This window comes from Acinetobacter sp. YH12099, from assembly GCF_013419195.1.
GTDB classification, from domain to species: Bacteria; Pseudomonadota; Gammaproteobacteria; order Pseudomonadales; family Moraxellaceae; genus Acinetobacter; species Acinetobacter towneri.
The window spans coordinates 257,755-274,031 of the sequence record NZ_VPAP01000001.1 but is presented as its reverse complement, the minus strand read 5'-3'; the positions used below and the strand labels follow the sequence as shown (position 1 = coordinate 274,031).

The following is a 16,277-nucleotide window of genomic DNA, read 5'->3' as shown; positions in this document are numbered from 1 at the left end:
GAGGTACAAAACGTGCGCCGGACCTTTACCTGGTTACCTTGGGTGTTACTCATTCTGGTTATTATTGGCTTTGTGACTTGGCAACAACTGCAAAAACCGAAAGCGCCTGTGGCTGCCGATGGGGTCAAAATGCCTGCCGAGAAAGTTGAACCATTAATTGATACAACACGGACAGGTGGGGTGGTGTCGTATAGCGCTGCGGTTAAAGTGGCAGCGCCTGCGGTGGTAAATATTTTTACCACACAAAAAGTGAAACAAATGGATCATCCATTGTTAAATGACCCTGCATTTCGTGAATTTTTTGGCAATCAGTTACCCGATCAATTTAAGCAAGGCCCAAATGAAAACAGTTTGGGGTCTGGGGTCATTGTTCGTCCAGATGGTTATATTTTAACGAATAATCATGTGATCGCGCAGGCTGAACAAATTGTCGTGGCTTTGCACGATGGACGCCGTGCGGTTGCAAAAGTTGTTGGAACTGACCCAGACACAGACTTAGCGGTCATTAAAATTGATCTAGAAAAACTGCCTGTATTGCCATTTAAACTGAGTGGCAATGAAGTGGGCGATGTCGTACTTGCGATTGGTAACCCATTTGGTGTGGGACAAACCGTGACTCAAGGGATTATTTCTGCGACAGGACGTTCTGACTTGGGTATTAATACCTATGAAGATTTCATTCAAACCGATGCAGCAATTAATCCAGGTAACTCAGGTGGTGCATTGATTGATGTGGCAGGGAATTTGATTGGGGTAAATACGGCAATTTTCTCGCAATCAGGTGGTTCATTGGGCATCGGCTTTGCAATTCCTGCACAAGTCTGTCAGCAGGTTTTAAACTCGATTTTAAAAGATGGACGTGTGGTTCGTGGTTGGTTAGGTATTAGTTTGTTGCCTGTGCAACAAGACAACATTTTAGAACCTGCACAAGGCGGTGTAGTGGTTGCTGATGTACTGCGCGGTGGCCCTGCAGCAGAAGCAGGTTTAAAACGTGGTGACAAAATTTTAAAAGTGAATGATGAAGCGATTACTTCAACCTCGCATTTAATTAATTATGTTGCTGCACAAGCACCGCATACGACGGTGACTGTTTCAGTTGAACGTGGTGAAGAAGCCTTAGATTTGGAAGTCGCAGTCGGTGAGCGCAAAGTTCAAAATACCGATAAGCAATTTATTCCATTGCCTGAATAATAGATTTAACAGTAACAATTTAGCCTTGCCCGTTTGCAGGGCTTTTTTGTTGGCTAAGTAAATGAAGATCGACTGGAAATAACCAAAGTGATACGGATAACGTGATTTGATTTATCTCTGGGTAGATACAAAGAGAAGGTGGGCTAAATAAACTGTATTGATGAATGATGATACTTTTTGATAGATCTAATCAATCGAGGGTTTGGTTTTGTGTGGCAAGTGTGGATGTATTCGGTGTTGATGTCTTAGAAGATTTAAACGTGCTGTTTAAACATGATGGGTCTCAACTTAGATAAAGAAAGGCATAAAAAACAGCAACCGAAGTCGCTGTTTTTCTAGATCCATTGAAATTATTGCTCTTGCTGAATACCTGCCACTAACCAGTCTTGATTAGAGCCTGCAGGTTTTACAAAGTGCCAAATTTCTGTAAATGGTTGCGGTAAACTGTTCAGGTCTTCGCTGACTGTACCTGTAAAGCGTACACTTATGACATATTGACCATTTTCAGTTGCAGAATCGACTACCATGGCATTCAAGTTAGAAAACTCTGCTACATCTTGGTCTTGGTTTGCCATAATGTCCTGATACATCGACTGATATAAATCAGGAGTTAAATAACGCTGAATTTCTGCGATATTACTGGCTGTGTTCATAGACTGAATATGGTTAAAACGCTGACGCGCTACACGTAAAAAGGTTGCAGGCTCTGAACCATCAGGCAATTGATTGCCACTGTTGGTATAAGCTGCACCAAATGGCGCGTTATTATTGGCAGCTTGACCAAAAGGCGCTTGGGTAGAAGCGGCAGAACCCCCAACAGATTGACCAAAAATATTGGTATTGTCGTTACGTGGCGCTGCAGCAGGTGGTGTTTGCGCAAACGGTGCCTGATTGGCACCGCTATTTGGCGCATACGGATTAGGCGTTAGTTTTTTTTTTGCGCCCATCTTACGGAAAATGAAGAAGGCAACAGCAGCAGCGAGTAAAATCCAAATCCAGCTTGGAATACCGCCTTTTTCCTCTTGCGCTTCGGCAGCACTTGCAGCTTGATCATCGGCCAAGGCATTGGCAGCAACCGCACCAATTGCCGCACCTGCAACACCTGCAGCAACCATACCACCTACGCCTGGACCAGATTTTTGCTGTGCTGGTGCAGTTGTTGGTTGTTGTGCTGGCGTTGTTTGACGAGGTTGTTGGTAAGACTGAGTTGGAGCAGCCGAACGACTCATGCCATGGCTTTTACCGCCACCTGCACGTTTTGCTTCTGCTGCTAACGGAGCTACCAATAAAGTCGCTGTGAGCATTGCTGCGATCAAACCACGCTGTCGAACTTCCATCAAATTTTCCTATATTAAAATAAAGTTAAGCTATGTATTTATGCAGGCATTTGCTGCGAATTTCAATATAAATATGATATTTTTTCTTGAAACTGAAAAAATATCATCCAAGGATTTAACCTAAGTTTTCACTTAAATTCATGGCTTCAGTTAAGGCTTCATGCAAACGCGCCACCGCAATAATTTGCACACCTGCAATGGCTTTTTGTGGGGCATTGCCACGCGGCACAATAATATATTTAAATCCGTGTTTAATAGCTTCTTTTAAGCGTTCCTGACCATTTGGTACTGGGCGGATTTCACCCGATAAACCGACCTCACCAAATACTGCCAATTGTTGTGGCAGGGCTTTGCCACGCAAGCTAGAAGCACAGGCAAGTAGTACAGCAAGGTCTGAACCTGTTTCGGTAATTTTTAAGCCGCCGACCACATTCACATACACATCTTGCCCTGAAGTTTGTACGCCGCCATGCCGATGCATCACCGCCAATAGCATATTCAGACGGTTTTGTTCCAGACCTAAAGCCACACGTCTAGGCTGACCATGTGCATCATCCACCAAAGCTTGTACTTCAACTAAAAGTGGTCGCGTTCCTTCGCGGCTAATCATGACAATAGAACCTGGAATTGCCTCATCATAACGGCTCAAAAATATCGCAGATGGATTGGCAACCTCGCGTAAGCCTTTATCGGTCATGCCAAAAACGCCCAGTTCATTCACTGCACCGAAACGGTTTTTGACTGCTCGAATCATACGGTAGCGTGAGTCTGACTGTCCTTCAAAATACAAGACGCAATCGACCATGTGTTCAAGGACGCGCGGCCCCGCTAAAGCCCCTTCTTTGGTCACATGACCGACAATAAACAGCGCAGTGCCACTATTTTTAGCAAAACGAGTCAGCAAGGCAGCTGATTCACGAATTTGTGAAACACCACCTGGAGCAGACTGCAACGTTTCGGTATATAAAGTTTGAATCGAGTCCAGAATGGCTACCGCAGGGCGTTCATGCGCCAAAACTTCACAAATCCGTTCGACACAGGTTTCTGCCATGACTTTCAGTTGATCGGTGGGTAAGTCTAAGCGTTGAGCGCGTAACGCCACTTGCGAAAGAGATTCCTCACCTGTGATATATAAAGCGGTGTTATTGGCAGCCGCCATGTGAGTCGCAGTTTGTAGCAAAATGGTCGATTTCCCGATACCAGGATCTCCACCAATCAGTACCACAGAGCCCGTAACCAAACCGCCACCCAAAACACGGTCAAATTCCCCAATGCCTGTTGTTAAACGGGTTTCGTGCGATACAGACACTTTATTAAGCGTGGTAATGGCGGCCGCTTGTCCTGCATAGCCACCGCCCATTTTAGGTTGGGCACGATGCGTCACCGCAGGGGCAATACTGACCTCATGAAGTGAGTTCCATTCCCCACATTCTGAACATTGACCTGCCCATTTAGGATGATCTGCACCACATTGTTCACAGCGATAGACACTTTTTACTTTTGCCATAACCCAGTCATTGCATCAATTAAAAACTGACTACAGCATACAGAGGAATGTTCGCGAAATGAATGTTATCTGGATTTTTCATGGAAAATCATACAACCACGTGGGTGATTGTATGATTTATGATTTGAACGGAATAATTCAATGAATTGGGCTTATTTAATACAACTCGCCAGATTTGCGCTTCGCAATAAAGTCTTTAGATTCTTTGGCAATCACACCAGACAGTAACAACAAGGCAATTAAGTTTGGTACAGCCATTAAACCATTAAAGGTATCGGCAAATAACCAGACTAAATCTAGGGTGGCGATGGTGCCAATGAACACTGAAGCAATATAAATTAAGCGGTAAATCAACACGTATTTTTCGCCGAATAAATAAGTACAGCATTTTTCACCATAATAGCTCCAACCGAGAATGGTGGAATAGGCGAAGAAGATGATCCCGAAAGTGACGACCCAACCACCAAAGCCTGGCAATAACTGGTCAAAAACCTGTGTGGTGAGTACAGCACCTGTTGCACCACCAAAGCTATTACCTGCCATAATGAAGCCCATTACCAAAACAATCCCCGTGATGCTACAGACAATAATGGTATCAATGAAGGTACCTGTCATAGACACTAAACCTTGACGCGCAGGGTGGTCAGTTTTTGCAGCCGCAGCAGCAATTGGGGCAGAACCCATCCCTGCTTCGTTGGAGAATACGCCACGTGCAACCCCGTAACGAATTACTGCACCAATTGCACCGCCCGCAACTGCTTCACCAGTAAAGGCATCACGGAAAATTAGCTCAAATGCAGGCACGACAAGGTGTAAATTATTCAGGATAATAATTAAACCGCCTGTAACATACAGAATGGCCATAATCGGAACAATCACCGAAGATGCTTTGGAAATCGAGCTAATTCCGCCCAAAATCACCAATGCAGAAAATACGGTAATTACCACGCCAGTAATCCAAGTTTCTACACCTAAGCTATTTTCAACTGCTAAAGCTACGGTGTTGGATTGTACTGAACTACCAATTCCAAACGAGGCGACTGTGCCAAAAAAGGCAAAGATAATCGCGAGCCATTTCCATTTTAGTCCGCGTTCAATGTAGTACATTGGGCCGCCTGACATTTGCCCTTTTTCGTTTTTAATACGGTATTTAACCGCCAAAACACCTTCACCATATTTGGTCGCCATACCAAACAGGGCAGTCATCCACATCCAAAACACTGCACCCGGGCCACCGAGGACGCAAGCCGTTGCAACACCTGCAATATTTCCCGTACCAATGGTGGCAGAGAGTGCAGTCATCAGTGATGCGAAATGTGAAATATCGCCCGGTTCTTTTTGCGCTTTGTCGTGTTTGCAAAAGACTTGTTTAAAAGCCAGTGGCAGCATGCGGAATTGCCAGAACAATAAGCGGAAGGTGAGGAAGACGCCCGTTCCCACAATGAGAACCAGCATGTATGGACCCCAGACCCAACCGCTTAGGGTTTCCATCATCGATTGTAAATTTTGCATAAATTTCTTCTTATAAACGCAGTGTATAAATGCTTAGTTTGTGACTGTAGTTGAACAGTTGTAAAAATTAAGCAAGTGATATGCCAGTCTTTAAAACTTCCTGTTAAAAGAACTTGGTTTTAAGCACGTTATATTTTTTGCATAGTTTTTAGATTTTGACAATTGATGCCTTGAAATAAAATTGACTTTATCTGTGTCAGAAGTCGCAATTTTTCAGACCTGATAAGGTCAATCTATGCCAGCAGAATAGTAAGTAAGCTAGAATTTTTACTAAGCTCAATATAATCTCTCTGCATTAGCACTTTGGTCGCGGCAGTGATCGCGTTATACTTCATCGAAAATATTTTATAGGTGGTCAGATGCGTACCGTCATTTGCTGCATGAGTGTTTTGCTTACAACAGTGGTTTTGGTCGGTTGTGGTCAGTCAGGTACATTACAGTTACCCAATGACCCAAATTACGACAAACGCGCAAAATATTTGTTATATCCAGATGCTGCGCCTAAACGTGCAACGCAATCGGCAACATCGTCAGACACAGCCGTACCTGTGCAACAGCAGTTTGCTGCACCTGCTGCATCTACATCGACTACACCTTAACGCTTTCTAGATAAAGGATACATTCATGAGTTTTACCCGCATTCAAGGGGTTTTGCACGCCGAGCAATGTTCGCTACAACAACTCGCACAGCAATTTGGCACACCACTCTATGTTTATTCAAAAGCGACTTTTGAAAAGCATTATTTAGATATGGATCGTGCTTTCCACTTTATCGATCATCAAATTTGTTTTGCGGTAAAGTCAAACTCGAATCTTGCGGTATTGAATGTATTGGCTAAGTTGGGTGCAGGTTTTGATATTGTGACAGGCGGTGAATTGGCGCGTGTTCTCAAAGCAGGTGGTGATGCATCGAAAATTGTTTTTTCAGGTTTAGGTAAAACTGAAGCCGATATTCAAAAAGCGTTGGAAGTTGGGATTGCCTGCTTTAACGTAGAATCGCATGCAGAATTAGACCGTATTCAAAAAGTTGCGGCAAGCATGAATGTCAAAGCACCAATTTCATTACGGGTTAACCCAGATGTCGATGCCAAAACCCATCCTTATATTTCTACAGGCTTAAAAGAAAACAAGTTCGGGATTCCGTCTGATTCGGTATATAGCACTTATGAATATGCGGCTTCTTTAGCAAACTTAGATATCGTTGGAATTGACTGTCACATCGGTTCACAATTGACCGAAACACAACCGTTTGTCGATGCTTTAGATCGCGTGATTGTGATGATTGATACCTTAAAAGAAATGGGTATTCAGCTAAAACACATTGATATTGGCGGTGGTTTAGGGGTGACTTATAAAGATGAAACTCCACCAACGGTTGAAGAATATGCCAATGCTTTACGTCCCGCTTTAGAAAAGTTAGGTCTTAAAGTGTATATGGAACCGGGTCGTAGTATCTCTGCCAATGCGGGCGTGCTGCTAACAAAAGTTGATTTACTCAAACCGACCAATCATCGTAACTTTGCGATTATTGACGCTGCCATGAATGACTTAATCCGTCCTGCGTTATATGAAGCATGGATGGACATTCAGCCCGTAACCCCACGTACTGATGTTGAAACGCTAGAGTGGGATGTGGTTGGTGCAATTTGTGAAACAGGTGATTTCTTGGGTAAAGAACGTCAGCTTGCGATCAAAGAAAATGATGTTTTAGCTGTAATGGGTGCGGGCGCATACGGTTTTGTGATGAGTTCTAACTACAACAGCCGTGGTCGTGCAGCTGAAGTCATGGTCGATGCAGATCAAGCACATTTAATTCGTGAACGTGAAAGCATTGAATCGCTGTGGGAAAGAGAGCGTTTATTGCCATAAGGGGAATTCGAGATGTTATTAGAATTTACCAAAATGCATGGTCTGGGCAATGACTTCATGGTGGTTGATCTCATCAGCCAGCGTGCGTATTTGGATGCGCTGACTATTCAACGCCTTGCAGACCGCCACTTCGGGATTGGCTTTGACCAACTCCTGATTGTGGAACCGCCCGATTTACCAAATGTCGATTTTAAATATCGCATTTTCAATGCCGATGGTTCTGAAGTGGAGCAGTGCGGCAATGGTGTGCGTTGTTTTGCACGTTTTGTGCATGAACGTCAGCTTACGACCAAAACCAAAATCAAGGTGCAAACCAAGGCAGGCATTGTAGAGCCTGAATTGGGGCAAAACGGTTGGGTGCGGGTGAATATGGGCTATCCAAAATTCTTGCCGCATGAGATTCCATTCATTGCCGATGAGCCTGATAACTTATATGACATTGCGCTGAAAGATGGTGCTGCATTGACCATTGATGTGGTGAACATAGGCAATCCTCATGCTGTGACCATTGTGCCTGATGTATTGACTGCCGATGTTGCAGGTATTGGCCCACAAGTGGAATCACATGAGCGTTTTCCACAGCGCGTCAATGCAGGTTTTATGCAAATCATTGACGAAAAACATGCGCGTTTGCGTGTGTTTGAACGTGGCGTAGGTGAAACCTTGGCTTGTGGTACAGGTGCATGTGCTGCAGCCGTTTCGGGTATGCGCCGTGGCTTATTGTCTAATTCAGTTGAAATTGAACTGGCAGGTGGTAAGTTGCAAATCGAATGGCGTGAAGGCGATGTGGTGTGGATGACAGGGCCAACTGCTAATGTCTATCACGGTCGTTTGGATTTAAATTATTTTCAGGGCTGATGTTTCGTTCTAACATGAACAGCTCTTATCTTACTTAAAAGCACTATTCAAAACGAATGGTGCTTTTTTGTATCTTGCAGCACGGATCAGGTATGCTGTACTGAATGTCACTCTAAAAACTTCTACTCATTATGCCGCAACTGATTTTTTTACCTGGCGCTTCAGGCAATACCGCATTTTTTCATCCGCTAATCGAAAAAATTGAAAAATTGCCGTGGCAGAATGCTGTAAAAATTGTGGCTTATCCTGAATTTAATCATCAACCTGCACATTCACAGGTACATGATTTTGCAAGTTTGCAGGCTTATGTGTTGGCGAATATCCCAGATGATTGCATTATCATTGCACAGTCGATGGGTGGTATTTTTGCAGTTGCTGCCGCGTTGCAATATCCAGAAAAAGTCAAAGGATTAGTATTGGTTGCAACATCTGGTGGCATGGATTTAAGCAGTTTTCAGGTGCAAGATTGGCGACAAGACTATCAAGCAAGTGATTTAAATTATCCTGACTGGTTTGTAGAGGCAAAGGCCGATTACACGGTAGACTTTGCTAAAATCAACATGCCTATTTTGTTGTTATGGGGTGATCAAGACCCGATAAGTCCACTGGCGGTAGGTGAGTTTTTACAACAACAATTTCCACAAGCCGTATTAAAAATTGTGCATGATGGTGATCATTTGTTTTTAGAAACACATGCAGATCAGGCGGCTGAACACATTGCTGCTTATTTATCTCAGTTTGCCGCAGTTCAGCAATCGGAGCGTGACTAATGTACGATCCGCAGCAACTATTAAAGATGTGGCTCAAAGAACGAGAAATACAACAGCAGTCACCGCATACGTTAAAAGCCTACGCACGCGATTTAAACGATTTTTTTAGCTTTTGTGAGCAACAACAACTTGCCTTATATGATGTAGAGGCTGCAGATTTGCGCCATTATTTAGCGCAAAAAGTAGAACAGCAACAGTTAAATAGCAGCAGTTTACAGCGCATGTTGTCAGCGATTCGTCAGTTTATGAAATGGGCCGAGCAAGGGCAGTATTTACAATTTAATCCAATTGATAATTTTCAGCTAAAACGTCAGCCACGACCTTTGCCGGGTTTGATTGATATTGAAACGATTCATCAAATTTTGGATCAGCCTGAACCTGAAACTGAAGTACAACAACAAATGTGGCGACGCGATAAAGCGATTTTAGAATTGCTCTATTCGAGTGGTTTGCGCCTAGCAGAGGTACAAAGTTTACGTATCCGCGATTTAGATTTTAACCGTCAATTGCTGCGCATTACGGGTAAAGGCAATAAAACCCGTATAGTGCCTTTTGGTCGCAAAGCCAAAGATGCGGTGATGCAATGGCTGCAGATTTACCCTTTATGGCAGGGCGATTTTGTACCCGATGCAGCATTGTTTATTACTCAAAAAGGTGAACCTTTAAAAGCACGCCAAATTGAAAATCGGGTGAAGTTTCAGGCGCAGCGTGCGGGCGTTAATGTCGATTTGCATCCGCACTTATTGCGACATTGTTTTGCAAGTCACATGCTGTCGAATAGTGGGGATATACGTGCAGTCCAAGAAATGCTTGGGCATAGCAATTTAAGCACCACGCAAATTTATACCCATGTCGATTTTGATCAGTTAGCGCGAGTTTATGATCAGGCACATCCACGTGCGAGTAAAAAGTAAAGCTTTACCTAAAGTCGGCATTATTTTTGCAAGTTAAAATATAGCTATTTTATACTGCAAATATTTTTCTCACAGTCAGTTGTAAAGCCTTTGTGCTGTACTTAATACTTTAAGTAAAAGCGCTTTCACCAAGATGTCATTGCAACTATTGTAGAATAATAAAAAAGTGCGTTATGCAGTATAAAGAAGCAGAAAGAGTGGGTCACACGAATAATAGACATGGATGACATTATTTTTTGTTCCACTGCATAATACTTTGGATATCAAATGATAGGCAAAACCATGATTTCAAATCTTCAAGAAAAATATGACCAGCTCAGTCCGAGTCAAAAAGAAATTTTTGCTGGCTATGGCTTACGTCAGGTAAAACACTTTGTAGAGATTAGCTTGCCTATGATTGAGCAAGAATTGCCAGCGCATTGCCAAGTTCAGGGCATTAATGCAGAAGGTAAAATGCAAGCGATCAACCCACAGACTCAACAAAGCTATTTATGGATTTCAGATCAACAGTGGCAAGAACGTCCAAACAGTGCCAGTAAAATTGACCTGAAAGAAGACTTTTTGGCGGTTTGGGAAATTTTTAATTTACAGGCCTATGAGCTGATTGATTTAAGCCATATTCACCGTGATTTCCTAGAAACTCAGCAAGTTTAAGCTGAGTTTTTTTATGCCTTAAATCATGAAGGTAATGGGGTTGTAGTGCATTGATACTCATTAAAATACAAAAGATTGCTTCTTTCTTATCCAATAAAAGCTTCAATGTTGTGAAGTGAACTAACAGTCACATTTAAAAAGGGTGTTTTTATCAGGAAAAAATAAGCAAATAAGGGCAGTTTCTATCTTTAATGACAGTTTAGTTAACGGTTTTTATGTAAGGAATTTTGCATATTTTGTAGACATCTTTGTATTTAAACTATTTTTCAATCAATCTTGTTGATGTTATAAATCAATAAAAAACATAATATAAATCAAAGCTTAAAATTGCTTATATAGTCGTCGCTTGGTTTGTTAATTTTTAGAAATAAAAAAGTATGAACGCATCGTTCAGTTAATTTTGGTCATTTTTAGCCTTGTTTAGACAATTCTGACTTGACCGAAATGCCGATCACATAGCAAGATAGGACACCTAAAAAATTTAAAGCGAAGAGTTATTATTAACTTTTCTCAATATTTACTTTTGCTAAAACAGCCGAGGATTACATGAAGGCTCTTGTTGCTGTAAAACGTGTGGTAGATGCCAACGTTAAAGTTCGCGTTAAGCCGGATAATAGTGGAGTTGACCTAACTAACGTTAAGATGTCAATTAACCCATTCTGTGAAATCGCAGTGGAAGAAGCGGTTCGTTTAAAAGAAAAAGGAACTGTTTCAGAAATCGTAGTGGTATCCATTGGTCCTAAAGAAGCGCAGGAACAAATTCGTTCTGCAATGGCGCTTGGTGCAGACCGTGGTATTTTGGTTGAAACAGCCGATGAGATTGGTGCACTTGAAGTGGCTAAAATCTTAAAAGGTGTTGTTGAACAAGAACAACCACAACTTATTTTATTGGGTAAGCAAGCTATTGATGACGACTCTAACCAAGTTGGTCAAATGCTAGGCGCTTTACTTGGTGCAGGTCAGGGTACTTTTGCTTCAGAAGTAAAAGTAGATGGCGACAAAGTTCAGGTAACACGTGAAATTGACGGTGGTTTACAAACTGTTGAGCTTGCACTTCCTGCAATCATCACCACTGACTTACGTTTGAATGAGCCACGTTATGCGGCACTTCCAAACATCATGAAAGCACGTAAAAAACCGCTAGACACCAAATCTCCTGCAGATTATGGCGTTGCAACAGGTACTAAGCTGAAAACTGTAAAAGTTGAAGCACCTGCTGAGCGTAAAGCGGGCGTACAAGTGAAATCTGTAGATGAGCTTGTAGAAAAATTGAAAAACGAAGCGAAAGTGATCTAATACAGAAGGATAAAAATCATGAGTATTTTAGTTATCGCTGAGCACGACAATAAAGCACTAAATGGTGCAACATTAAACGTTGTTGCTGCAGCTCAAAAAATCGGTGGTGATATCACTGTATTGGTTGCGGGTTCTGGTGCACAAGCAGTTGCAGACCAAGCAGCTAAAGTTGCAGGCGTAAGCAAAGTATTGCTTGCTGATGATGCTGCTTATGCAAATCAATTGGCTGAAAACGTTGCAAAACTTGTTGCAGAGTTAGGCAAAGGTTATAGCCATATCCTTGCTGCTTCTACAACAACAGGTAAAAACATTTTACCGCGTGCGGCTGCACTTCTTGATGTCAGCATGATCACAGACATCGTAGCTGTAGATTCTGCAAAAACATTCAAGCGTCCAATTTATGCAGGTAACGCAATTGCGACTGTAGAATCTTCAGAAGCGATTGTGGTGGGTACTGTACGTGGTACAGCATTTGACCCTGTTGCTGCAGAAGGTGGTTCAGCTGCAGTTGAAGCTGCTGCATCACAAGGTGATGCGGGTATTTCTAAGTTCGTATCTGAAGAAATTGTGAAATCAGAGCGTCCAGAATTAACAGCAGCGCGTATTGTGGTTTCTGGTGGTCGTGGTGTAGGTTCTGGTGAGAACTATCACAAAGTGCTTGATCCATTAGCGGATAAACTTGGTGCAGCACAAGGTGCATCTCGTGCAGCAGTTGATGCGGGCTTCGTACCAAATGACATGCAAGTTGGTCAAACAGGTAAAATCGTTGCACCTGATTTGTATATCGCTGTAGGTATCTCTGGTGCGATTCAGCACTTGGCAGGTATGAAAGACTCTAAAGTGATCGTTGCGATCAACAAAGACGAAGAAGCGCCAATCAACGCAGTAGCTGACTACTGGTTAGTGGGTGACTTGAACACTGTTGTTCCAGAGTTAGTATCTAAAATCTAATTACTGAACACAGTCAAAAACGCCTCTATGTGAATAGCATAGGGGCGTTTTTTATTGTCTTTTTTAATTAAGATGCAGTGATTGGTTTTAAGTACATTATGTGAACTTAGCGTATATGTGGGTACATATCGAGCAAGTATATGTTGAAGATATTTTGACGTGACTCTTAAAAATATGAAGCACTTTTGTTTCTTGGGTGTGAATATTTTTTGCCTAAAAAATCACCGTTAAATTTAAGTAAATTAACAAGATTAAGATCATCTCTAAAGCACAAAAACACAGGCGTATATGCTATAATTTTTCGCTAGTTTTTATTTTTAGCCTGCATTTCAGGCTAATCATTTGCAAGTTTTACGACATATAAAATGCAAGCAAAATTTGTTTGCAGAATAAGGAGTATGCATGAGCGTATCGGAAATTAGACCGATTGCCATTGAGGATGAACTCAAGCACTCGTATTTAGACTATGCGATGAGCGTGATTGTGTCACGTGCGCTGCCAGATGTACGAGATGGTCTAAAACCTGTGCATCGTCGTGTGCTATTCGCAATGCACGAATTGGGCAATGACTACAACAAAGCTTACAAAAAGTCTGCCCGTGTAGTCGGTGACGTCATCGGTAAATATCACCCTCACGGTGATTATGCAGTTTACGAAACAATTGTTCGTATGGCGCAAGATTTCAGTTTGCGTTATCAATTGGTCGATGGTCAGGGTAACTTCGGTTCGATTGATGGCGATAGTGCCGCAGCCATGCGTTATACCGAAGTCCGTATGCGCAAACTTACTCATGAACTGTTGGCCGATTTAGAAAAGGACACTGTCGATTGGGAAGATAACTACGACGGCTCTGAGCGTATTCCTCAAGTGATGCCTACTCGTATTCCAAACCTATTGGTCAATGGTGCTGCAGGTATTGCTGTAGGTATGGCGACCAATATGGCACCGCACAACATGACTGAAGTGGTGCATGCATGTTTGGCTTATGCAGACAACCCAAATATTTCAATTGAAGGGTTGATGGAACATATCACAGGTCCAGACTTCCCTACAGGCGGTATTATTTACGGTAAATCAGGCATTGTTGATGCTTACCGTACAGGTAAAGGCCGTTTGCATATTCGTGGTAAGTACCATTTTGAAGAAGATCAAAAATCTGGTCGTACCACCATCGTCTTTACTGAAATCCCTTATCAGGTCAACAAAGCCAAAACCATTGAGCGTATTGCTGAACTGGTGAAAGAGAAGAAACTCGAAGGTATTTCAGAATTACGTGATGAGTCTGATAAAGAAGGGATGCGTATTGCAATTGATCTGAAGCGTGGTGAAAACGCTGAAGTGATTGTGAATAACCTGTTCTTAAATACGCAGTTAGAAAACTCATTCAGCATCAACATGGTCTGCCTAGACAATGGTCAGCCAAAATTGATGAACCTGAAAGATATTATTGCGGCATTTATTCGTCACCGCCAAGAAGTAGTGACCCGCCGTACCATGTTCGAGTTGCGTAAAGCGCGTGAACGTGGGCACATCTTGGAAGGCTTAACCGTTGCGTTGGCCAATATTGATGCCATCATCGAAACGATTAAATCTTCTGCCAACCCAGCCGAAGCGCGTGAGCGTTTACAGGCAGGCGAGTGGGCAGCAGGCGGTGTAGTTGCGTTATTGGAAAAAGCAGGTTCAGTTTCTGTACGCCCAGATGAAATTGAAGGCGAAGACCCTAACCGCCCGTTTGGTTTAGATGGTCAGGTCTATCGTTTATCACCTGCGCAAGTGACCGCAATTTTAGAATTACGTTTGCATCGTTTAACAGGTCTAGAACAAGACAAGTTACATGCAGAATATTCTGAAATTTTGGCACAAATTGCTGAATTAACTGCAATTTTGAATGACTTTAATTTGTTGATGGGCGTGATTCGTGAAGAGTTGGCGCAAGTTTTACAGCAATATGGCGATGCACGTCGTACTGAAATTGTAGAATCTCGCATTGATTTCTCGCGTGAAGATTTAATCCCAGAAGAACAAGTGGTACTGACAGTATCACAAACAGGTTATGCAAAAACTCAACCATTGTCAGATTACGCAGCGCAGCGTCGTGGTGGTCGTGGTAAATCTGCAACGTCGATGAAAGAAGATGATTATGTGCAGCATTTAATCGTGACATCTAACCATGCAACGGTGCTGTGCTTTACCGATGTGGGTAAAGTTTACCGTCTGAAAGTGTTTGAAGTGCCACAGGCATCGCGTGGTGCGAAAGGTCGTCCAATGGTGAACTTATTGCCATTAGATGCCAATGAAACCATCACCGCGATTTTACCTGTCATTGATGCACCGAAGAAATTTACCGAGCGTTTGGCAGACTTCCGTAGCTATGTAAAAGCCAATGCTACACATATACAAACCAACGCAATCATTGCTGCACATTATGCAGAATTAGAAGCTGCCTTTGCTGAATTAGCAGATGGTGATGATTTATCTGATGCATTGCGTGTGCAATTGAAACAATTGGGTGTAGAGCTTTCTGCAACCGATTTAGACGATGAGATCATTGCAGAATTTGCATCACAAGCAGAAGCCTTGCGTAAAAACTTTTATGTCTTTATGGCAACGGCATCAGGTACAGTGAAACGTGTTGAATTGGAACAATTCAGTAACGTACGTTCGAATGGTTTACGTGCCATTGAATTGAATGAAGAAGACACTTTAATTGGTGTTGCAATTACCGATGGCGAACAGCAAATTATGTTGTTCTCCAATGAAGGTAAAGCGATTCGTTTTGCTGAAACCGATGTACGTTCAATGGGTCGTGCGGCCAAAGGCGTACGTGGTATGCGTGTTAGCTTCGGTTCAGCACAAGTTGAAGATGTAGAAGATGTAGAAGTCGATGGCGATGATGAAGACAGTTCAGATTCAGCACTCATCAGCCGTATCGTATCGCTAGTCGTAGTACCAGAAACAGGCGAAGTTTTGTGTGCTTCGGCGAATGGTTATGGTAAGCGTACACCTGTAGACGACTTCCCAACCAAAAAACGTGGTGGTAAAGGTGTGATTGCCATTAAGACCTCTGAACGTAATGGTGAATTGGTCGGTGCAGTTGCTATTGATGAAAGCAAAGAACTGATGCTGATTTCTGATGGCGGTACATTAGTGCGTACTCGCGCTTCTGAAGTGGCGCAAACAGGTCGTAATGCACAAGGTGTACGTTTAATCCGCTTGGGTGAAAACGAAACACTGGTGGGTGTAGAAGCGATTGAAGCTGTTGAAGAAGACGAGTTTGTTGAAGCGATTGAAGGTGCAGAATCTTTAGTGGCTGAAACGGATGCAGTTGCTGAAACTGAGCAAGTGGAAAAAGACGGTGAAAATTCAGTAGAAGAATAAGTTTTTTACTGATAAAAAGGGCGCTTCGGCGTCCTTTTTT

Annotated in this window: 13 protein-coding genes; 10 read left to right on the top strand and 3 right to left on the bottom strand. The window is 42.7% G+C overall.

Going from position 1 to position 16,277, the window contains the following annotated elements; genetic code table 11:
- Nucleotides 1-12: 12 nt before the first annotated feature.
- On the top strand, nt 13-1,191 hold the full coding sequence (locus tag FTU39_RS01335; protein WP_004971893.1) for a trypsin-like peptidase domain-containing protein: 1,179 nt from the start codon (nt 13-15) through the stop codon (nt 1,189-1,191).
- A gap of 350 nt (nt 1,192-1,541) precedes the next feature.
- Here FTU39_RS01335 and FTU39_RS01330 read toward each other — a convergent pair whose 3' ends face one another.
- From FTU39_RS01330 to FTU39_RS01320, 3 genes are all read right to left on the bottom strand, one after another.
- A complete protein-coding gene (locus tag FTU39_RS01330) occupies nt 1,542-2,528 on the bottom strand; it encodes a Tim44 domain-containing protein (protein WP_004971891.1) in 987 nt (328 codons plus the stop codon).
- 115 nt (nt 2,529-2,643) lie between these two features.
- Nucleotides 2,644-4,035 (bottom strand): DNA repair protein RadA, encoded by a 1,392-nt coding sequence (gene radA / locus FTU39_RS01325; RefSeq protein WP_104853204.1) that lies wholly within the window; start codon nt 4,033-4,035, stop codon nt 2,644-2,646.
- A 156-nt stretch (nt 4,036-4,191) separates the two neighbouring features.
- On the bottom strand, nt 4,192-5,547 hold the full coding sequence (locus tag FTU39_RS01320) for a sodium:alanine symporter family protein (RefSeq protein ID WP_096900947.1): 1,356 nt from the start codon (nt 5,545-5,547) through the stop codon (nt 4,192-4,194).
- Between the two features lie 359 nt (nt 5,548-5,906).
- On the opposite strand from FTU39_RS01320, the gene FTU39_RS01315 reads away from it, so the two are divergent.
- The 9 genes from FTU39_RS01315 (at nt 5,907) to gyrA (ending at nt 16,237) form a co-directional block, all read left to right on the top strand.
- Nucleotides 5,907-6,146, top strand: coding sequence for a lipoprotein (locus FTU39_RS01315; RefSeq protein ID WP_004971884.1), 240 nt, complete (start codon nt 5,907-5,909; stop codon nt 6,144-6,146).
- Between the two features lie 25 nt (nt 6,147-6,171).
- Nucleotides 6,172-7,416, top strand: coding sequence for a diaminopimelate decarboxylase (gene lysA, locus FTU39_RS01310; protein WP_004971882.1), 1,245 nt, complete (start codon nt 6,172-6,174; stop codon nt 7,414-7,416).
- A 12-nt stretch (nt 7,417-7,428) separates the two neighbouring features.
- Nucleotides 7,429-8,274 (top strand): diaminopimelate epimerase, encoded by an 846-nt coding sequence (gene dapF / locus FTU39_RS01305; protein ID WP_004971880.1) that lies wholly within the window; start codon nt 7,429-7,431, stop codon nt 8,272-8,274.
- Between the two features lie 131 nt (nt 8,275-8,405).
- The gene (locus tag FTU39_RS01300; protein ID WP_096900946.1) at nt 8,406-9,044 is read left to right on the top strand and encodes an alpha/beta fold hydrolase; all 639 of its coding nucleotides are present in this window, start codon (nt 8,406-8,408) and stop codon (nt 9,042-9,044) included.
- Nucleotides 9,044-9,958, top strand: a complete 915-nt coding sequence (gene xerA / locus FTU39_RS01295) for a site-specific tyrosine recombinase/integron integrase (RefSeq protein WP_004971874.1) — start codon at nt 9,044-9,046, stop codon at nt 9,956-9,958. Before FTU39_RS01300 ends, xerA begins: the two co-directional genes overlap by 1 nt.
- A gap of 282 nt (nt 9,959-10,240) precedes the next feature.
- Nucleotides 10,241-10,612, top strand: a complete 372-nt coding sequence (locus tag FTU39_RS01290) for a hypothetical protein (protein WP_168460177.1) — start codon at nt 10,241-10,243, stop codon at nt 10,610-10,612.
- 546 nt (nt 10,613-11,158) lie between these two features.
- Nucleotides 11,159-11,908, top strand: a complete 750-nt coding sequence (locus tag FTU39_RS01285) for an electron transfer flavoprotein subunit beta/FixA family protein (RefSeq protein WP_096901145.1) — start codon at nt 11,159-11,161, stop codon at nt 11,906-11,908.
- A gap of 18 nt (nt 11,909-11,926) precedes the next feature.
- Entirely contained in the window at nt 11,927-12,859 is a 933-nt protein-coding gene (locus FTU39_RS01280; protein ID WP_131261593.1) for an electron transfer flavoprotein subunit alpha/FixB family protein, read from the top strand.
- A 402-nt stretch (nt 12,860-13,261) separates the two neighbouring features.
- Complete coding sequence (gyrA, locus tag FTU39_RS01275) at nt 13,262-16,237, top strand: DNA gyrase subunit A (protein ID WP_167845878.1); 2,976 nt, start codon at nt 13,262-13,264, stop codon at nt 16,235-16,237.
- Nucleotides 16,238-16,277: the final 40 nt, after the last annotated feature.

Excerpts from the sequence above, each read along its gene's own strand:
- FTU39_RS01280 (WP_131261593.1), top strand. The coding sequence starts at position 11,927 with ATGAGTATTTTAGTTATCGCTGAGCACGACAATAAAGCACTAAATGGT.
- gyrA (WP_167845878.1), top strand. The coding sequence starts at position 13,262 with ATGAGCGTATCGGAAATTAGACCGATTGCCATTGAGGATGAACTCAAG.
- FTU39_RS01300 (WP_096900946.1), top strand. The coding sequence starts at position 8,406 with ATGCCGCAACTGATTTTTTTACCTGGCGCTTCAGGCAATACCGCATTT.
- FTU39_RS01330 (WP_004971891.1), bottom strand. The coding sequence starts at position 2,528 with ATGGAAGTTCGACAGCGTGGTTTGATCGCAGCAATGCTCACAGCGACT.
- xerA (WP_004971874.1), top strand. The coding sequence starts at position 9,044 with ATGTACGATCCGCAGCAACTATTAAAGATGTGGCTCAAAGAACGAGAA.
- FTU39_RS01315 (WP_004971884.1), top strand. The coding sequence starts at position 5,907 with ATGCGTACCGTCATTTGCTGCATGAGTGTTTTGCTTACAACAGTGGTT.
- FTU39_RS01320 (WP_096900947.1), bottom strand. The coding sequence starts at position 5,547 with ATGCAAAATTTACAATCGATGATGGAAACCCTAAGCGGTTGGGTCTGG.
- FTU39_RS01285 (WP_096901145.1), top strand. The coding sequence starts at position 11,159 with ATGAAGGCTCTTGTTGCTGTAAAACGTGTGGTAGATGCCAACGTTAAA.
- radA (WP_104853204.1), bottom strand. The coding sequence starts at position 4,035 with ATGGCAAAAGTAAAAAGTGTCTATCGCTGTGAACAATGTGGTGCAGAT.
- dapF (WP_004971880.1), top strand. The coding sequence starts at position 7,429 with ATGTTATTAGAATTTACCAAAATGCATGGTCTGGGCAATGACTTCATG.
- lysA (WP_004971882.1), top strand. The coding sequence starts at position 6,172 with ATGAGTTTTACCCGCATTCAAGGGGTTTTGCACGCCGAGCAATGTTCG.
- FTU39_RS01290 (WP_168460177.1), top strand. The coding sequence starts at position 10,241 with ATGATTTCAAATCTTCAAGAAAAATATGACCAGCTCAGTCCGAGTCAA.